This window comes from Vibrio pomeroyi (assembly GCF_024347595.1).
In the GTDB taxonomy this organism is placed as follows: domain Bacteria; phylum Pseudomonadota; class Gammaproteobacteria; order Enterobacterales; family Vibrionaceae; genus Vibrio; species Vibrio pomeroyi.
The window spans coordinates 868093-883867 of record NZ_AP025506.1 but is presented as its reverse complement, the minus strand read 5'-3'; the positions used below and the strand labels follow the sequence as shown (position 1 = coordinate 883867).

The 15775-nt window shown below is 44.8% G+C and carries 13 protein-coding genes; all 13 read right to left on the bottom strand.

All coding sequences use genetic code 11. From position 1 onward, the window contains the following. Nucleotide 1: 1 nt before the first annotated feature. Nucleotides 2-427 carry a flagellar protein FlaG gene (gene flaG, locus OCV12_RS03980; RefSeq protein ID WP_239847213.1) on the bottom strand — a complete coding sequence of 142 codons (426 nt, stop codon included), beginning with the start codon at nt 425-427 and terminating at the stop codon, nt 2-4. 81 nt (nt 428-508) lie between these two features. Beyond that, entirely contained in the window at nt 509-1639 is a 1131-nt protein-coding gene (locus OCV12_RS03975; protein WP_017631783.1) for a flagellin, read from the bottom strand. 636 nt (nt 1640-2275) lie between these two features. Continuing rightward, the gene (locus OCV12_RS03970) at nt 2276-3409 is read right to left on the bottom strand and encodes a flagellin (protein WP_102300543.1); all 1134 of its coding nucleotides are present in this window, start codon (nt 3407-3409) and stop codon (nt 2276-2278) included. 660 nt (nt 3410-4069) lie between these two features. Continuing rightward, nucleotides 4070-5206, bottom strand: a complete 1137-nt coding sequence (locus OCV12_RS03965) for a flagellin (RefSeq protein ID WP_076651682.1) — start codon at nt 5204-5206, stop codon at nt 4070-4072. Between the two features lie 410 nt (nt 5207-5616). Next, nucleotides 5617-6807 (bottom strand): flagellar hook-associated protein FlgL, encoded by a 1191-nt coding sequence (flgL, locus tag OCV12_RS03960; RefSeq protein ID WP_048661936.1) that lies wholly within the window; start codon nt 6805-6807, stop codon nt 5617-5619. A 9-nt stretch (nt 6808-6816) separates the two neighbouring features. Continuing rightward, on the bottom strand, nt 6817-8697 hold the full coding sequence (gene flgK / locus OCV12_RS03955; RefSeq protein WP_176681817.1) for a flagellar hook-associated protein FlgK: 1881 nt from the start codon (nt 8695-8697) through the stop codon (nt 6817-6819). Nucleotides 8698-8907: 210 nt separating this feature from the next. Further along, a complete protein-coding gene (flgJ, locus tag OCV12_RS03950) occupies nt 8908-9825 on the bottom strand; it encodes a flagellar assembly peptidoglycan hydrolase FlgJ (protein ID WP_261885398.1) in 918 nt (305 codons plus the stop codon). A gap of 10 nt (nt 9826-9835) precedes the next feature. Further along, on the bottom strand, nt 9836-10927 hold the full coding sequence (locus OCV12_RS03945; protein WP_008218243.1) for a flagellar basal body P-ring protein FlgI: 1092 nt from the start codon (nt 10925-10927) through the stop codon (nt 9836-9838). 93 nt (nt 10928-11020) lie between these two features. After that, the gene (gene flgH, locus OCV12_RS03940; RefSeq protein ID WP_017631736.1) at nt 11021-11797 is read right to left on the bottom strand and encodes a flagellar basal body L-ring protein FlgH; all 777 of its coding nucleotides are present in this window, start codon (nt 11795-11797) and stop codon (nt 11021-11023) included. Between the two features lie 88 nt (nt 11798-11885). After that, nucleotides 11886-12674, bottom strand: coding sequence for a flagellar basal-body rod protein FlgG (flgG, locus tag OCV12_RS03935; RefSeq protein WP_004739713.1), 789 nt, complete (start codon nt 12672-12674; stop codon nt 11886-11888). Nucleotides 12675-12695: 21 nt separating this feature from the next. Continuing rightward, entirely contained in the window at nt 12696-13445 is a 750-nt protein-coding gene (locus OCV12_RS03930) for a flagellar basal body rod protein FlgF (protein WP_261885397.1), read from the bottom strand. Between the two features lie 251 nt (nt 13446-13696). Beyond that, on the bottom strand, nt 13697-15001 hold the full coding sequence (gene flgE, locus OCV12_RS03925) for a flagellar hook protein FlgE (RefSeq protein WP_017631737.1): 1305 nt from the start codon (nt 14999-15001) through the stop codon (nt 13697-13699). 49 nt (nt 15002-15050) lie between these two features. Further along, nucleotides 15051-15764: a flagellar hook assembly protein FlgD gene (flgD, locus tag OCV12_RS03920; protein WP_010439286.1), complete on the bottom strand. Its 714-nt coding sequence runs from the start codon at nt 15762-15764 to the stop codon at nt 15051-15053. Between the last annotated feature and the right edge of the window lie 11 nt (nt 15765-15775).

Below are 15775 nucleotides of genomic sequence, written 5' to 3'. Positions count from 1 at the left end.
CTTAAACCTTCACCTCAAATATTCGACTATTCGAGTTTTGGGCTGCTAGGCGTCTTAGAATTTCAAGCATTTCTTCATCGGGTATTTGGCGAATAATATCACCGGTTGTGGTCTCATAAATGGTCACCACATCCCTACCTGACTCTTCATCAACCTTAAAGGCAACACCCTTATTGAGAGAGGAGATAAACTCGTTTACCTTCTCCACCATCTTGACTCGTTCTTCATCATTAAGCTCTTGTCTATGTTGAGCTAATTGAATCGCCGCTTCGGTAGCTTCCTCTTTCGATTTCTCTACCTTGTCATAAGGTGTTGCTTCTTTCAGTCGTGAAGTGCTCGACGCACTACTACCTTCATCGCTTGCAAATTTAATGCCATTAGGTGAGCCATAAGGCTGGATGTTCGATGCGTTGGATGATATTTCCATAACACTCTCCCTCCCTCCTTTATGAGCCATACAGTAAAACTCTACACAGGGTAGAGTTTACCGCTACTTACCGAGGTAAGTTTAGCCCAATAAGCTTAGAGCTGCTGATGGTGATTGTTTTGCTTGAGCTAGGATAGAAGTACTCGCCTGTTGTAGGATTTGAGACTTCGTCATTGCCGTTGTTTCTTTCGCGTAATCGGTATCTTTGATACGACTCTTAGATGCATTAACGTTTTCGTTGATGTTATCTAAGTTGCTGATTGCATGGTCAAAACGGTTTTGGAAAGCACCAAGAGAAGCACGGTTACTATCAACAGATTTTAGTGCGCCATCAATGATAGATACCGCTTCGTTTGCACCAGCAACCGATGTTACATCGATATCGTTAACAGTAACGTCTTTACCAGCACCGATACCTAGTTCACCAGCAAGGCTGCCACCGAACTCAACATCGCCTTCAACTTTTTGACTTGAAGCGAAAAGTTGCAGTTTACCGCCTTCGCCTACTGACGCTTTAACGTCTTGGCTTTGACCGTTGATGTAAGTTGCTAGCTCTTCCATGTCGTTGCCTTCCTTCGCAGAAATAGACAACTCTTGTGCTTCACCAAACTTATCGTTGTATTTGATCGTTAAGTCAGCACCTGCACCTACACGCCAAGAAGCATCTTTGCCTTCTGTAACGCCATAGCTCTTGCCACCCATGTCTTGAGTGTCAGTACGCATGTTATTCATTGTAAGCATTACTGCTTCACCAGAGTCAGCACCGATTTGGAAAGATTGGCTGCCGTAAGTACCGTTAAGAAGCTTGTTACCACCAAAAGAGGTCGTTTCAGCAATACGGTTAAGTTCTGTATTTAGAGCTGAGACTTCTTCTTGGATCGCAACACGTTCAGATTTGCTGTTCGAACCGTTTGAAGATTGAAGAGAAAGGTCACGCATACGTTGCAGAATGTTGGTTGACTCATTCATTGCACCTTCAGCTGTCTGTGCAATAGAGATACCATCGTTCGCGTTTTTTACAGCCATATCTAGGCCACGACTTTGCGACGTTAAGCGGTTAGAGATTTGTAGGCCTGCAGCATCATCTTTTGCGCTATTGATTTTATAGCCAGAAGACAAACGCTCCATTGATTTTTGAGTACCTTCAGCCGCGCTATTTAGGTAGCGCTGAGCCGTCATTGCAGACACATTTGTGCTTACATTAATCGCCATAGTTGATCTCCTTTAGGCATTTTTTAATGTACTTATGTGACTCTCACCTCACACAAATACATGTCAATTTTGTTTATGCACCAGTGTCTCTCTCACCTTACATTGGTACATATCATTTCTCTCAATCCCTTTAACGGCCCCTTAATTAGAAGCTTTAATAAAAAATGCGCTTTTTTTCATATTCTTTTCAACAACAAAGGAAAGTGTGATCGGGCTTCAATTAATAGGGCGACATTCGCTAAAGTTGCCCCATTATTTAAGTTAATGAGTGTGGTGTTGAGTTTAAAACCAAAAGAGATCCCTGATATCTCGTTCTACTCGGTTCTGGAATGACGATAAAAGTCTTTGTTCTAGCTGAGTCGTTACTTACTCTGACCAACCGTACTTATATTGCAAAGCAATAGGATCATCATCGCCCTATTCCCGTCATTCCCTACAGTGAGGCACGAACGTGATAGGGAATCTCGCTTTTGCTTCTGTTTACCAATAATGCACTTCTCCAAATACGCCTTCGTTAAATAACAGGCAATAAAAAACCCAGCCGAAGCTGGGTCTGTTTAGCGCTCATCTCTCACCACGAGCTAATTTGTGGAAGCCTAACGTTGACGCTTATAGTCAACGTGGCTTTTTAATCGATTAACCTAGTAGGCTAAGTGCCGAGTTCGGTGCTTGCTTCGCTTGAGCAAGAATCGAGCTTGAAGCTTGAGAAAGGATCTGAGATTTAGTCATCTGAGTCGTTTCTTTCGCGAAGTCGGTATCTTTAATACGGCTCTTAGATGCGTTAACGTTCTCGTTAATGTTGTCTAAGTTGCTGATTGCGTGGTCGAAACGGTTTTGGAAAGCACCTAGCTCAGCACGGTGACTGTCTACGTACTTAAGTGCCGCATCGATTACTGCTACAGACTCTTGTGCGCCGCCAACAGATGTTACGTCGATAGTATCAACCGTTACGTCTTTAGCTGCTTGAATACCTAGCTCACCCGCAAGACCGCCAGAGAAAGACACATCGCCGCTCACTTTGTTGTTGCCTGTGAACATTTGTAGCTTGCCGTCTTCAGTAACAGACGCTTTAACAGAATCTTGTTGACCGTTGATGTAAGTCGCTAGCTCTTCGATGTCGTCACCCGCTTTTGCGCTGATGTCGATTTCTTGTGCTTGACCAAAGTTATCAGTGAACGACAATTTCAGGTCGTTAGAGCCCGCTTGAACGTTCCAGTCTTTGTCCTTCGCATTCTCAGTTTGGTAGCTCTTACCACCCATCTGAGCGTTATCAGAGCGCATGTCTTTCAGTTGAAGCATTACCGCTTCACCGTTATCCGCACCGATTTGGAATGATTTAGTACCGTGAGTACCGTTAAGTAGCTTGTTGCCACCGAAAGACGTCGTTTCCGCGATACGGTTTAGTTCGTCGTTCAGTGCTGTTACTTCTTCTTGAATCGCTACACGCTCAGATTTTGAGTTTGAGCCGTTTGAAGATTGTAGAGACAAATCACGCATACGTTGCAGGATGTTCGTTGTCTCGTTCATTGCACCTTCAGCAGTTTGTGCAATAGAGATACCGTCGTTCGCGTTACGTACAGCAACATCAAGACCACGGCTCTGAACGTTCAAACGGTTCGAGATTTGTAGGCCTGCAGCGTCATCTTTTGCGCTGTTGATTTTAGAACCTGAAGCTAGACGCTCCATTGATGTTTGTTGTGCGCTGTTTGCGTTGTTTAGGTAACGTTGCGCTGTCATCGCTGAAACGTTTGTATTTACATTCACTGCCATGGTGATTTCTCCAATTGATTTTCCGGTATAGCGGTTTCCGACGTCTCGGAAAACCAAAGTAGTTCTCTCAAAGTTACTTTTAATAACGGCGCGAAATTCAGAAGCTTTAGAAAAACTTTTAAAAAACCACAAAAAAATTATTAAATTAATATTTTTCAGACACTTAAAGATTACATTTTTCTATAACAACTGCAGACTTCAATTGGTACAAGATCTCGAACTGTTTAAAAAACAGACTGAACGCCGTAGAAATTGGTCAACGTATAGAAATGAGCGATCATCAAAGATCCTCTATGCGGACAGATTTAATACATTGAGGTGGGATATTTTCCGCGGTAACAGGTGAAGTTAATTCAAGGTTGAGAACTGGAGTGACAAGCGGTTAGGCAAACTAAGTAGATAGCGAAGAAACAGAAAGGTAGACGTCAGAAAGGAAAAAGCCCCTTTTCCTTTGAGAGAACCGGGGCTAGTTGGCGCGTCAGAGCCTGTGTGGAGATCATCGAGAAATGAACACATTTCCGACTTGCCGTTGCATTCTTACCGTAAAAATGGATAGCAGGTGAGAGATGAGAGAGCTAAACACTCAATAGTAAGTATGCTTGCCAGTTTCCCTTGCTGCATGGCTCACGTCTGAACACGAGCAGCAAGTTCAACCAATAACTATTGCAATAATGTCATTGCAGAGTTAGGCAACTGTTTTGCTTGAGCAAGTATCGAAGTACCTGCTTGTTGCAGAATTTGTGACTTGGTCATTTGCGTCGTCTCTTTCGCAAAGTCCGTATCTTTGATTCGGCTGTTAGAAGCGTCAACGTTCTCTTGTACGTTTGCCAAGTTATTAATACTGTGGCTTAGACGGTTCTGTTTCGCACCCAAATCAGCACGCTGTGAATCTACGTACTTCATTGCAGAATCAATCACACTGATTGCGTTCTGTGAGCCTGCAACGCTTGTTAGGCTGATATCTTGAACTGATGTAGCACGGCCTTCACTCTTAATACCTAGCTCAGATGCTAGACCACCAGAGATAGACATTGAACCCTCAAGATCAGGTTCAGCAACGAACAGCTGTAAACGGCCTTCATCGGTAACCGATGCGTTCACTAGATCAGATTGACCATTAATGTAAGTCGCCAGTTCTTCAATATCGTCACCCGCTTTGGTGTTGATATCTAGAATGATGTCTTCGCCCGCTTTAGTCTTAAATTCGAACTTAAGATCGCTTGCGGTTGGCGGCACTTGCCAATCTTTATCTTTCGCGTTTTCTGAATCAAACGTAGTACCACCCATGCGGAAATCATCGGCACGAATGCTAGTCAACGCCATGATCATCGCTTCACCAGAGTTAGAACCAATCTGGAACGACGCTTCACCAAATGAACCGTTCAATAGACGACGACCACCAAAAGAAGTTGTTTCCGCGATACGGTTAAGCTCATCTTGAAGTGCCATTGACTCTTCGTTCAGTGCAGTACGCTCTGCTGGAGAGTTAGTGCCGTTTGACGATTGAATCGCTAGATCACGCATACGTTGTAGTACGTTGGTTGATTCGTTCATCGCACCTTCAGCGGTTTGAGCGATCGAAATACCATCGTTAGCATTACGCATTGCTACATCAAGACCACGTGATTGCGCTGTTAAGCGGTTCGAGATTTGCAGACCAGCCGCATCGTCTTTCGCGCTGTTGATCTTGTGACCAGATGACAAACGCTCCATAGAAGTCGCTAAGTCATTAGACGCTTTATTCAGGTAACGTTGTGCTGTCATAGCAGATACGTTAGTGCTTACATTGATAGCCATTTTGCTCTCCTTATGAGTTCGCAAACTTTCTGCGAAGCGGCCAGCTTTACTCTCATATGGATAAGCACTGACCGTGTATTACTCGATAAACCCTATTCAGGATTTAAGATCTGTATTAATCATTTATAACCAACACAGATACAAGTTGTATGCCAAGTTTAATTTTGTATAAATAATTTTTTAATTAAATAAAAATCAAAAACTTACACAAAATTAAACGCGATTATGATTGTTTGTCCTTTGAGGGTGAAACAACGTATACCCTCCTGATTGCCGTTTTTTGCCGCTATCTTGAAAAACAAAATGTTTCGTACAAAAAAGCGGCAAGCATTGGAGTCATTCGCACGTATGGCATAGCACATAAGGCAAAGAATCGACTCCGTGATGAACAGCAGTTCACCACTAGATCGTTATATATAGTTAAACAAGGTTAGGTCTTTTGTTTTGCCAAACGCTTGTTGTGAAGCTTGGAGTGCCCGAGAGTTTTCATTGAACTCAATGATGGCTTTCGAATAATCCAAGTCTTCAAAGTTGCTTTTCGCTTTCGCCAAAGACAACTTAAAATCTTCATGTTGTTGCTCTTGAATATCCAAGGTACTCAAGCGTGCACCGACATCTGTTCTCGCCTTAGTTAAATGGATAAACGCAGCATGGAACTCTTCTGTTACTTGGTGCAATTTCGCCGTTGCCGATGCATCCGATACAGGGTTTTCTGCTTGTTCTGCCGCCTCTTTGAACGTATCAAAGATCGAAAATGTCTCTCTCGGCTCTAAGGTGATGGAATCACCCTTAGTGATCTGGCCTTTGACTTGAATATTCAGCCCTTCGTAAACAATACCTGTCGAAGGATCAAAATCTTCTGCTGCAACCACTGCGCCGTCTTTTTCAAGTTGATAAGCGAAATTACCCGTCTGCATGTCGACAAAAGTCACTTTATAAGTAGACCCATCTTCATCGCTGTTGGTCGCACGCCCGAGCAATAACTCAGACGCAGGTTCAAGCTCATATTGAGGCTCGTAATCACCGAACGGGTTGTCTATTTCCATAAACATTTTGCTGCCGGGATCATTCATCGCCATTTCAAAACTGCTTGCCACACGCATCTTGCGTTGGTAGTCATCACCTTGATACGTCACATTCCCTTCGTTATCTCGAAAGAAAGGCTGATTCTTCGGCTTAGTGCCTGCAAATGTGTAGTTACCCGACTCATCTTGAGAGTTGGCCAAGTGTAGGAAGTTATTCGCTAACTCTTGGATCTCACGCTTTTTAGCTAAACGGTCTTCAGGAGACAGCGCACCGTTGATCATTTCCATTACGGTTCGTTTTGCTTCATCAGCAAAACCTTCCGTGTTGGAAACCAATACTTCATGATGCTCGAGGCGGTTTCTGACCAAAGTAATCGCATCTACATATTGTTTAAGCTGCTCTGACTGCTGACCGATGTTTTGCAAATAGTGCGTCGCTAACGGGTCATCACTCGGCGACTGCAGCTTCTTACCTGAAGCAAGCTGCGCTTGGTTGTGATGCACCTTGTTCTCTTGGCGGCGCAAGTCATTTTGTACTGACTGATAGTTATGGAAGCTAGAAATACGATTCAACATTTATACTTCCTACCTCAGAGCCAAAATAGTATTAAACGTGTCATTGGCTGCTTGCATGATGCGTGAAGAAGCCATGTACGCTTGCTGAAATTTCATCATATTTGCCGCTTCTTCATCGAGGTTAACCCCCGAGATCGAAGCAATACGTTCTTGAGCTGACTGCTTTTCTAGCGTCGCGATATCACTCAAACGATTTGCCGTTGAAGACTTCAAGCCCGTATTGGTATTCAAGTTGTGGTAAAGGTCTAAAATCGTAGACTCACCATCATTCAAGATCTTGCCGGTTTGAAGATCTTGTAACTTACGTAGGTTTCCGTTGTCACCTTCTGATGGGACAAGGTTTGCCGTAAATTTATCGTTTGCCACCGCGCCAGCCGTTAGCTCAAAGGTGGTGCCATTGATGGTCACAGGCCCTTGTGGCGGATACGGTTGCGGCTGCATTAAAATGTTGCCCTTCGGATCCGTCACCGCAAACTGCTCACCTTTTGGTGACACAATCACTTCAAACTCACGCAGCTGACCAGCTTCTAGGATTTTGAATCCAGCCGTACCTTTGGCAAAAGTGGTCGAAGCTTCATAACTTTGTGCTGCGATGTCTTTTGGATCTTTGGTTTCCATCTGAATCTGAGCGGCAAAGTTGCGCGTAGGGCGCAGTAATAGCTTCTCGCCAAGTTCAGGAGGATTGCGCACTTCTACTCGCATACCATCAAGATAAAAAGCGTTGCCACTCGAGTCGGTCGTCACCTTAACGGTTTCACCATTCGGCTTAGTCACCACATAGTCACTGCCGTCATACTTAAGGCCGTATTCACCACCTTTTAAGGCAGAGGTATCATCGATATATACCGCAACATCGGCTTTCGACTGCCCACTGGCCGTAACACGAGATTTTGCCACCAGCTCTGAGTTCACATCGGTAAACAGGTCCTTACCCACGTTGCCGTTGAGATCCAAACCTTGCTCTTGAAGACTATTTACCTTGTACGAAAACGCCGTCGCCAAACGGCCAAGCTCATCCATAATTGCTGGAATATGCTCGTCTCGCATGTCTAACATGGCACCGATTTTTCCGTCGATATCACTGCTGGTGATCGGTTTTAAGGATTTCCCTTCAACAATCGCCAAGCGACGTTGATGCGCATCGGGCAAGCCATCAACCATTTTCAGTTGGCTCGCTTCACTACCTGAAACCAAGGTGTGGCCATTGCCGATATGGACGTTAAATCCTTCGGCATTTGAGCGCGGAGTTACCGTTACTTTGGTGTAACCAGAAAGCTCATTAATTAGCTTTTCGTGCTGATCTCGTAGGTCATTATGTGGCCCAGGAGTTCGCATCATTAAGCGTTGTACGTCACGGATCTCGTAAGCCAGTTGGTTAACTCGCTCGATACCCATGTCTAATTTTTTGTTCGTAGAATCAGACTGTTGGCGAACCGTTTCATGAAACTCATTCAACGTTTTACTTAATAACCCAGCCTTTTCTAATACAACCTTTCGCGCGCCAACATCATTCGGTGTATCGGCCAGTGTTTTAACAGAATCAAACCACTCGTTGAGGTTTTCAGGGATCTTCTTCGAAGCCACCGATGACAACATGCTCGACAGCATATCTAGGTTCGCTTCGGTATCACCTTTGTTGGCGGCATTGGTTGTCGATAGGTTAAGTTCATTGACGGCAAATTGATCCCAAGAGCGGCGAACATTTTCCACATGCACACCCATACCGTAGGTTTGACCACCATACTGGCGCGGGTCATTCACACCTTGAATCACAGATTGGCGGCTATAGCCCTCTGTGTTGGCGTTAGAAATGTTATGACCTGTGGTGTTTAGCTGTCTCTGAGCGGTAAGAACACTTTGTGCCCCTACATTCAGAAGATCCGACGCCATAATGCCCCCAAAAAACTTAACAAAATCAGGATGAACTGATTAACTACCAGTTTAAAAAGCAATATATGTGCCAATAGAGATAGATAAGAACTAAAGGACAATAATTTATTGACGTGTAAGGAGATAACTTTGAGTAACGCGGCAAGGTTTGAGGTGATGGATAAGAAAAGAGCCTGCCAATAGCAAGCTCTCGATGTTCATTAAAGGTGATTAGTTCATCTCATCAATCTTAGCTTTAACGCGCAATACCTTATCTGCATAGTTAGGGTCAGTTGCGTAACCCGCTTGGTGGATACCTTTGATGAAGTTCTCTGAATTACCTTGATGCTGAAGTGCCGTTTTGTACCTTGGGTTTTCGTTTAAGAACTTCACATAGTCATTAAAGCTGTCTTCAAAGTTTGAGTAAGAACGGAAAGAAGCGGATTCTTTAACGGCTGTCTTACCGTGGAACTCAAGAGTTTGAGTCGCGACCTTATCGCCCTTCCAGCTTCTGTCCGCTTTGATGTTGAATAGGTTATTACTGTTACCCAATGAGTTCTTAACCATTTTGGAACCCCAACCTGTCTCGAGTGCCGCTTGTGCCAACAGTAGAGATGAATCTACACCAAGCGCGCTTGCTGCTTTTTCTGCGTAAGGCTTCATTGAAATAACAAATGACTCTGGAGAATCGAAAGAGACGGGTTGTTTAACCGTTGACGCAGATTGAACTTCAGATGCTCTATCTTCTGAACGACCTGAGTATTGAGGTCTTTGCAGTGAAGTATCAAAGCCTTCACTACGAACCTTATCTTCTGTCGTATCGCTTGCTTGACCAGCGCTTAACTGCGCCACAATCATATCTGCAAGACCTAACGAACCTGAAGCACTCAACTCACTCGCCATTTGGTCATCTTGCATCTGACGATAGAACTGCTCGTTCTGACTATTCAACATGTCCGACTTGAAACTCGAGTTCGCATCGCGCATCGACTTAAACAACATCGAGGTAAAAATCGATTCAAACTGTTTTGCTGCAGCCGTCAGTGCTTCTTTTTCGCTGCCCTCTTCACCATTTACCGCTTGTTGACGAAGGCGGTCTAGGCTGCCGATGTCGTGAATAAAGCCGATGTCATTGTTATTCTTAATCATGCTTTATCCCTTAGATAATGATCAATTGACCTTCAATCGCACCCGCTTGTTTCAGTGCTTGAAGGATTGCCATTAAATCAGAAGGCGCTGCGCCTACTTCGTTAACTGCGCGAACCAAATCATCCAGCGTTAAGCCCGGCTCAAACTTGAACATCTTGCCATCAGCTTCCGTTACTTCGATATCTGAATCAGGAACGACTACCGTTTGACCACCTGAAAATGCATTCGGTTGGCTTACGTTTAGGTTTTCTTTGATAGCAACCGTCATACCACCGTGCGTTACCGCTGCCGCTTTGAGGCGAACGTGCTTACCAACCACAATCGTACCAGTACGAGAGTTTACGATGATTTTTGCAGAGCCTTCAGCAGGGTCGAACTCGATGTTTTCGATAGCCGATAAGAACGCCACACGCTGGCTGATTTCACGCGGTGCGCGAACTTTTACTGAAGTTGCGTCTACCGCTGAAGCCATTTGTGGGCCTAGGAAATTATTAACCGCATCAGCCATACGCTGGGCCGTTGTGAAATCTGATTGGATTAGATTGAAGGTGATGTAGTCGCCACGGCCGAATGGCGTTGGGATCTCTTGTTCAACCGTTGCACCGCTAGAGATGATGCCAACGTTAGGGTTGTTACCGACAATCTTTGAACCGTCGTTACCTTGTGCACTAAAACCACTTACTACCAGGTTACCTTGCGCTACGGCATACACTTGGCCATCAAGACCTTTTAGAAAGGTTTGTAGCAGCGTGCCACCACGTAGGCTTTTTGCCGAACCGATAGAAGATACTGTTACGTCAACTTCCTGACCTTGCTTAGAGAAGGCTGGCAGTTCAGCAGTCACAATAACGGCCGCGACGTTTTTGGTTTTTGGCTTAGTGCCGGGCGGCAATTGGATGCCAAAATTTTGCAGCATTGCGTTAAATGTTTGATCGGTAAAGGGAGTTGTCTCACCAGTACCCGGCAAGCCCGTGACCAAACCATAACCGACAAGTTGGTTACTACGAACACCCGCCACTTTTGCCACGTCTTTAATACGCGCAGCATGAGCACTGGTGGCAAGAAATAGCATGCCGAATAGTACGAGTGTCAGTTTTTTCATTGAGTAACCTGTCTGTATTGCTTTAATTTATAATGAGTTAGCTTGAAATTAGATAATTACGAGAGAGTCAGTAATCCGACACTCTCTCAAGCTCTACAGAGATACATTAAAGAATCGTGCCAAGAATCCAGGCTCTTGCATATCTTTTTGCACGCCAGTGCCAGAGTATTGAATTCGTGCGTTAGACACACGGTTTGAAGCGATGGTGTTTTCGAAATCAATGTCATCAGGACGGATGGTGCCGCTTAGGCGGATATACTCATCACCCGTATTCAGTGTCATCCACTTTTCGCCACGAACCACTAGGTTGCCATTAGCTAATACTTCGATGACTTCAACGGTAATGTAACCGCTGATGCTGTTACTTTGGTTGGCTGACGCATCACCTGCAAAGGTATTGGTGTTGCTCAGGTCATAAGAGAAGTTGTACTTGTCGATCGTCAGCTCTTGGCCACCCACAGCCAGAGGTTCCATCGATGCATCATTTGACTTAGACATGTCAGCATTGGCTTTTTTGGTCGCTCGAGTATTCTCATCCAGCGCCACGGTAATAATATCACCAATACCACGCGGTTTTGAGTCATCATACATGCTGCCAATATGGTTAATATTAAACAGTGAGCCTGTTGCCGCTGCGTAATGCTCTGGTTTTTCTTTTGGATTGATTGGCGCCCACGCTGGGTCACCAGCAATAGGATCGGTTCTGCCACGAAGCGTGTCGATGATGCCTGAGCTTTCTTCTGCCGACTTATCGCCTTCTACCGCATCAACCACTGTGGTCGCGTTCTCTTGCGCTGGTGTCTCAATTGGATCCAGTACTGTACAACCAGTCATCGAAGCTAACAGGGCTAAACAAAAAATACGTTTCATGGCGATATACTCTCAACAAGTCGTTGTAAATAGTAGACAGTGGCAAACACGTCGATTAATGCGAAACAAGTAAGCGGCGATAAACCAATTACAGCTGTTGGTTAACAAAGCTCATCATCTTGTCGACCGACGAGATAACTTTCGAGTTCATTTCGTAAACACGTTGAGCTTCGATCATATTCACTAGCTCTTCGGTTACGTTTACGTTCGATGTTTCTAGCATCGACTGGCGGATGTTACCTAAGCCATCAAAGCCCGGAACACCTTCTTGTGGGTCACCACTCGCACCAGTCGGCAAGTAAAGGTTTTGACCGACTGGTTCTAAACCGCCTGGGTTTACGAAGTCTGTAATCGTGATTTGGCCTACGACTACGTTGTTTTGCTCACCACGAAGACGAACCGATACTTCACCGTCGTTGCCAACCGTTACCGAGATCGCATCTTCAGGGATAACGATTTCAGGTTGCAAAGGATAACCTTGACCCGATGTTACGATTGCGCCGTCACCGTTCAGAGTAAACTGACCATTACGGCTGTAACCTGTTTCACCGTCTGGCATCTCAACTTGGAAGAAGCCGTCGCCTTCAATCATCATATCTAGGCTATTCGACGTCGTTTGTGCGTTACCGTGCGTGTGAACCTTTTGAGTTGCTACTACCTTAGAACCGGCACCCAACATCAAACCACTTGGCAGCTCAGTGTTCTGAGACGATTGGCCACCCGGTTGGTTGATGTTTTGGTAGAACAAGTCTTCAAATACCGCGCGGCTCTTTTTAAAACCAATAGTCGAGGCGTTGGCAAGGTTGTTCGAAATCGTTGAGATATTGGTTTGTTGGGCGTCTAAACCTGTTTTACTTACCCATAATGCTGGATGCATAGCAATTTCCTTTAAATTCTATTAGCTCATACGAAGCAGTGAATCAGACGACTTGTCCATTTCCTCTGCTGTGCTCATCATCTTGACCTGCATTTCAAACTGACGTTGTAAGTCAATTAAGCTGGTCATTTCACCTACGGCATTTACGTTACTGCCTTCGATAGCACCTTTTAGCAACGTTACCGCTGCATCTGCTTCGTATGCCTGATCTGGGTTTTTCGAACGGAATAGACCATTCGTATCTTTAAACAAACTTTGGTTGTCTGGACGCACAAGCTTAATACGATCAACCACGGCCAATTCTTCAGCTGGAGCGCCTTGAGGAATGACTGAGATCGTACCGTCTGTACCAATTTCTACTTTACTAATTGGGATTGGCAGTGTGATTGGTGCGTCGTTTTCACCGAGCACTAAGTGACCACTTGCGTTGGTTAGTAAACCGTTTTGGTCAACCCTTAGGTTACCGTTACGTGTTAAACCTTCACGGCCAGTATTGTCCATCACTGAAATCCAACCATCACCTTGAACGGTGACATCTAGATCTCGGCCAGTAGTAACCACACTACCCTGAGCGAAATTATGACCCGGACGCTCTGTCATGCTGAAAACACGAGTAGGCATGCCTTCGCCATACGCTTGCATTGAACGTGCCTGTGCTAAATCAGCACGGAAACCCGTTGTACTTACGTTGGCAAGGTTGTTTGCACGTAGCTGCAAAGCTTGCATATTTTGCTTAGCGCCACTCATGGCAAGAAACAGTGCGCGATCCATAATTTTGCTCCAAAAATCATCTTCTGGGGCTAATAAAGCAAACACTGTGCCAATATTTTTAACTGTTATTTATCAATGATTTAAATAGAAAACAAACAAGAAAGGTGATCATCAAAGGATCATTCAGGATGAATTATTGCCAGTGGCATTACCGTGCGGCAATAGGGGCGGCAAATAAAAAGACAAACAACAATACCCAATTCAATAACATTGAATTGGGTATTCGCAGATGATTCAAACGCTTTAAACGATTAACGAATCTGAAGAATATTCTGTTGTAGCTGGTTGTGTACTTCTAGAGAACGCGAGTTCGCTTGGAAGTTACGTTGAGCAGAAATCAAATCAACCAGTTCTTGAGTCATATCGATGTTCGACTGCTCTAGAGAGCCGTTGTTGATGCTACCAAATGAACCTTTATTCGATTCACCCCAGATTTTGTCACCTGAGTCGTTAGTAGAATCCCATTGAGTGCCGCCTTTCTTATCTAGACCTTGCTCATTTGGTACACGAACCAAGCCTACACGGCCAAGCATCACGTTTTCACCATTTGAGTAAGTACCTAGAACACTGCCGTACTCATCGAAATCGATTTTGGTTAAGAAACCTGTTGTCGCACCATCTTCATCAAACTTAGTCAATTCAAACGGAGCAGCAAACTGAGTTGAAGAATCTAGACCAAACTTAAGCACTTGTGTTGGATCCGCACCGTTCAAGTCAATTGGGTTCGCGCCAGCACCTAGAGGATCAGAGTTAATCGGCTGACCACTGTTCAGGCTTGCTAACGTACCATCATTGTTGAACTTCATTGTATGACCAACATGACCTGTTGCATTCGTCGCATCACCGCCTGTAATGTTCAATGGTTTCTCGCCATTCTCATCTGACATGGTGTAGTACGTTTGCCAAGTGTTTGGTTGGGTCTGATCTTTGAGGTAGTAAGTCGTTAACTTGTAAGACTGCCCCATAGAATCGTATACCGTCGAAGACGTTGCACGGTTGTATGTATCAGCATCTTGGTAGTTAAATGCAGCTGGGTCTTTAAGATCACCGTTTGCAGGCAGGTTAACCCCTACTTCAATGTTTTCTGTCTGTTTTGGCTTACCAAACTCAGCAGGAATGTCGAGAGGCTTTGGCGCGTAAGAAAGAACTTCACCCGAGTTAGGATCAACATCGTAGCCTAAAAGAAACTCATCGTTAGCTGTAACCATGTAGTTATCTTTGTTTAGGTGAAATGCACCATTACGCGTTAGTTCATTAATCTCTGGCACCATGCGATCTTTCGCTACAGCAAAGAAACCTGTACCACTGACACGTAAGTCCATTGGGTTGTTTGTATAAATACTTGAACCTTCGTGGAACTGTTGCGCCACTTGGCTAGCTTGCGCACCGCCACCTGACGTCGTTTTTGCGTTAGTGAACAACGAGTTTGAGTAAACATCACCGAACTCAGCACGAGACTCTTTAAAGCCAAATGTGTTCGCGTTCGCAATGTTGTTACTGGTTGTATTCAGGTCTAATTGTGCAGCGGATAGGCCGCTTAAAGCTACATATGACATTCCAATATTCTCCTAATCTATCTAGCTAGCATAGTCACTCAATAAAGAGCTACGCTTTACCAACTTCTAGTACTTCAGCAAGTCGTACTGGCGATGTGAAACCAGCCAGATTGAGTAGTACGTTGCCATCACCCTTACCAAGAAGCACACTGTTCACGTTCGCATAACTGGAAACTTGGAACTCTGTGTTCTCGCCATCCAGCAAACCCGACGCTTTCACGTTGTATTTACCGGCCGGCAATGGGTTACCGTCTTCGTCTTTTCCGTCCCATTCAACACGTGTGTCACCAGAAGGTTTAGAACCGATATCAAATGTGCGAACTAATTGGCCAACTTCGTTCTCAACACGGACCATTACATTGTCCATTGCCTGAGGAAGCTTAACCATTGCCGCCATACCGCCATCACCGGGTTTCACACCTGCCGCACCAGGAACCAATACATCACGGCCAACCAAAGAAGAGGCCTGCAGTGCTTGGTTAGAGGTCATTGATGAATTCAAGCTTTCAAACTGTGTATTCATTTTGCCAATGCCATCTACGGTCGCAAATGAAGCCATTTGCGCAATCATCTGGTCATTGCTAACCGGCTTGAAAGGGTCTTGCTGTGCTAATTGCTTAGTCAACAAAGATAAGAAATCTTCTTGTTTAAGATCCTGCTTACCTGTTGTTTCGTCGGGCTTCTTAGCGCCATCTTGAAGACTCTTCAGCTGGTCAACATAGGACAAGCCGCTTTGACCAACATTGTTGTTGATTCCAGCCATGTGCTACCTCC

Coding starts and splice junctions, on each gene's coding strand:
- OCV12_RS03945 (WP_008218243.1), bottom strand. CDS start 10,927: ATGAAAAAACTGACACTCGTACTATTCGGCATGCTATTTCTTGCCACC.
- flgL (WP_048661936.1), bottom strand. CDS start 6,807: ATGTTGAATCGTATTTCTAGCTTCCATAACTATCAGTCAGTACAAAAT.
- flgJ (WP_261885398.1), bottom strand. CDS start 9,825: ATGATTAAGAATAACAATGACATCGGCTTTATTCACGACATCGGCAGC.
- flgH (WP_017631736.1), bottom strand. CDS start 11,797: ATGAAACGTATTTTTTGTTTAGCCCTGTTAGCTTCGATGACTGGTTGT.
- OCV12_RS03970 (WP_102300543.1), bottom strand. CDS start 3,409: ATGGCAGTGAATGTAAATACAAACGTTTCAGCGATGACAGCGCAACGT.
- OCV12_RS03930 (WP_261885397.1), bottom strand. CDS start 13,445: ATGGATCGCGCACTGTTTCTTGCCATGAGTGGCGCTAAGCAAAATATG.
- flgK (WP_176681817.1), bottom strand. CDS start 8,697: ATGGCGTCGGATCTTCTGAATGTAGGGGCACAAAGTGTTCTTACCGCT.
- OCV12_RS03965 (WP_076651682.1), bottom strand. CDS start 5,206: ATGGCTATCAATGTAAGCACTAACGTATCTGCTATGACAGCACAACGT.
- flgG (WP_004739713.1), bottom strand. CDS start 12,674: ATGCATCCAGCATTATGGGTAAGTAAAACAGGTTTAGACGCCCAACAA.
- OCV12_RS03975 (WP_017631783.1), bottom strand. CDS start 1,639: ATGGCGATTAATGTAAGCACAAATGTGTCTGCAATGACGGCTCAGCGC.
- flaG (WP_239847213.1), bottom strand. CDS start 427: ATGGAAATATCATCCAACGCATCGAACATCCAGCCTTATGGCTCACCT.
- flgD (WP_010439286.1), bottom strand. CDS start 15,764: ATGGCTGGAATCAACAACAATGTTGGTCAAAGCGGCTTGTCCTATGTT.
- flgE (WP_017631737.1), bottom strand. CDS start 15,001: ATGTCATATGTAGCTTTAAGCGGCCTATCCGCTGCACAATTAGACCTG.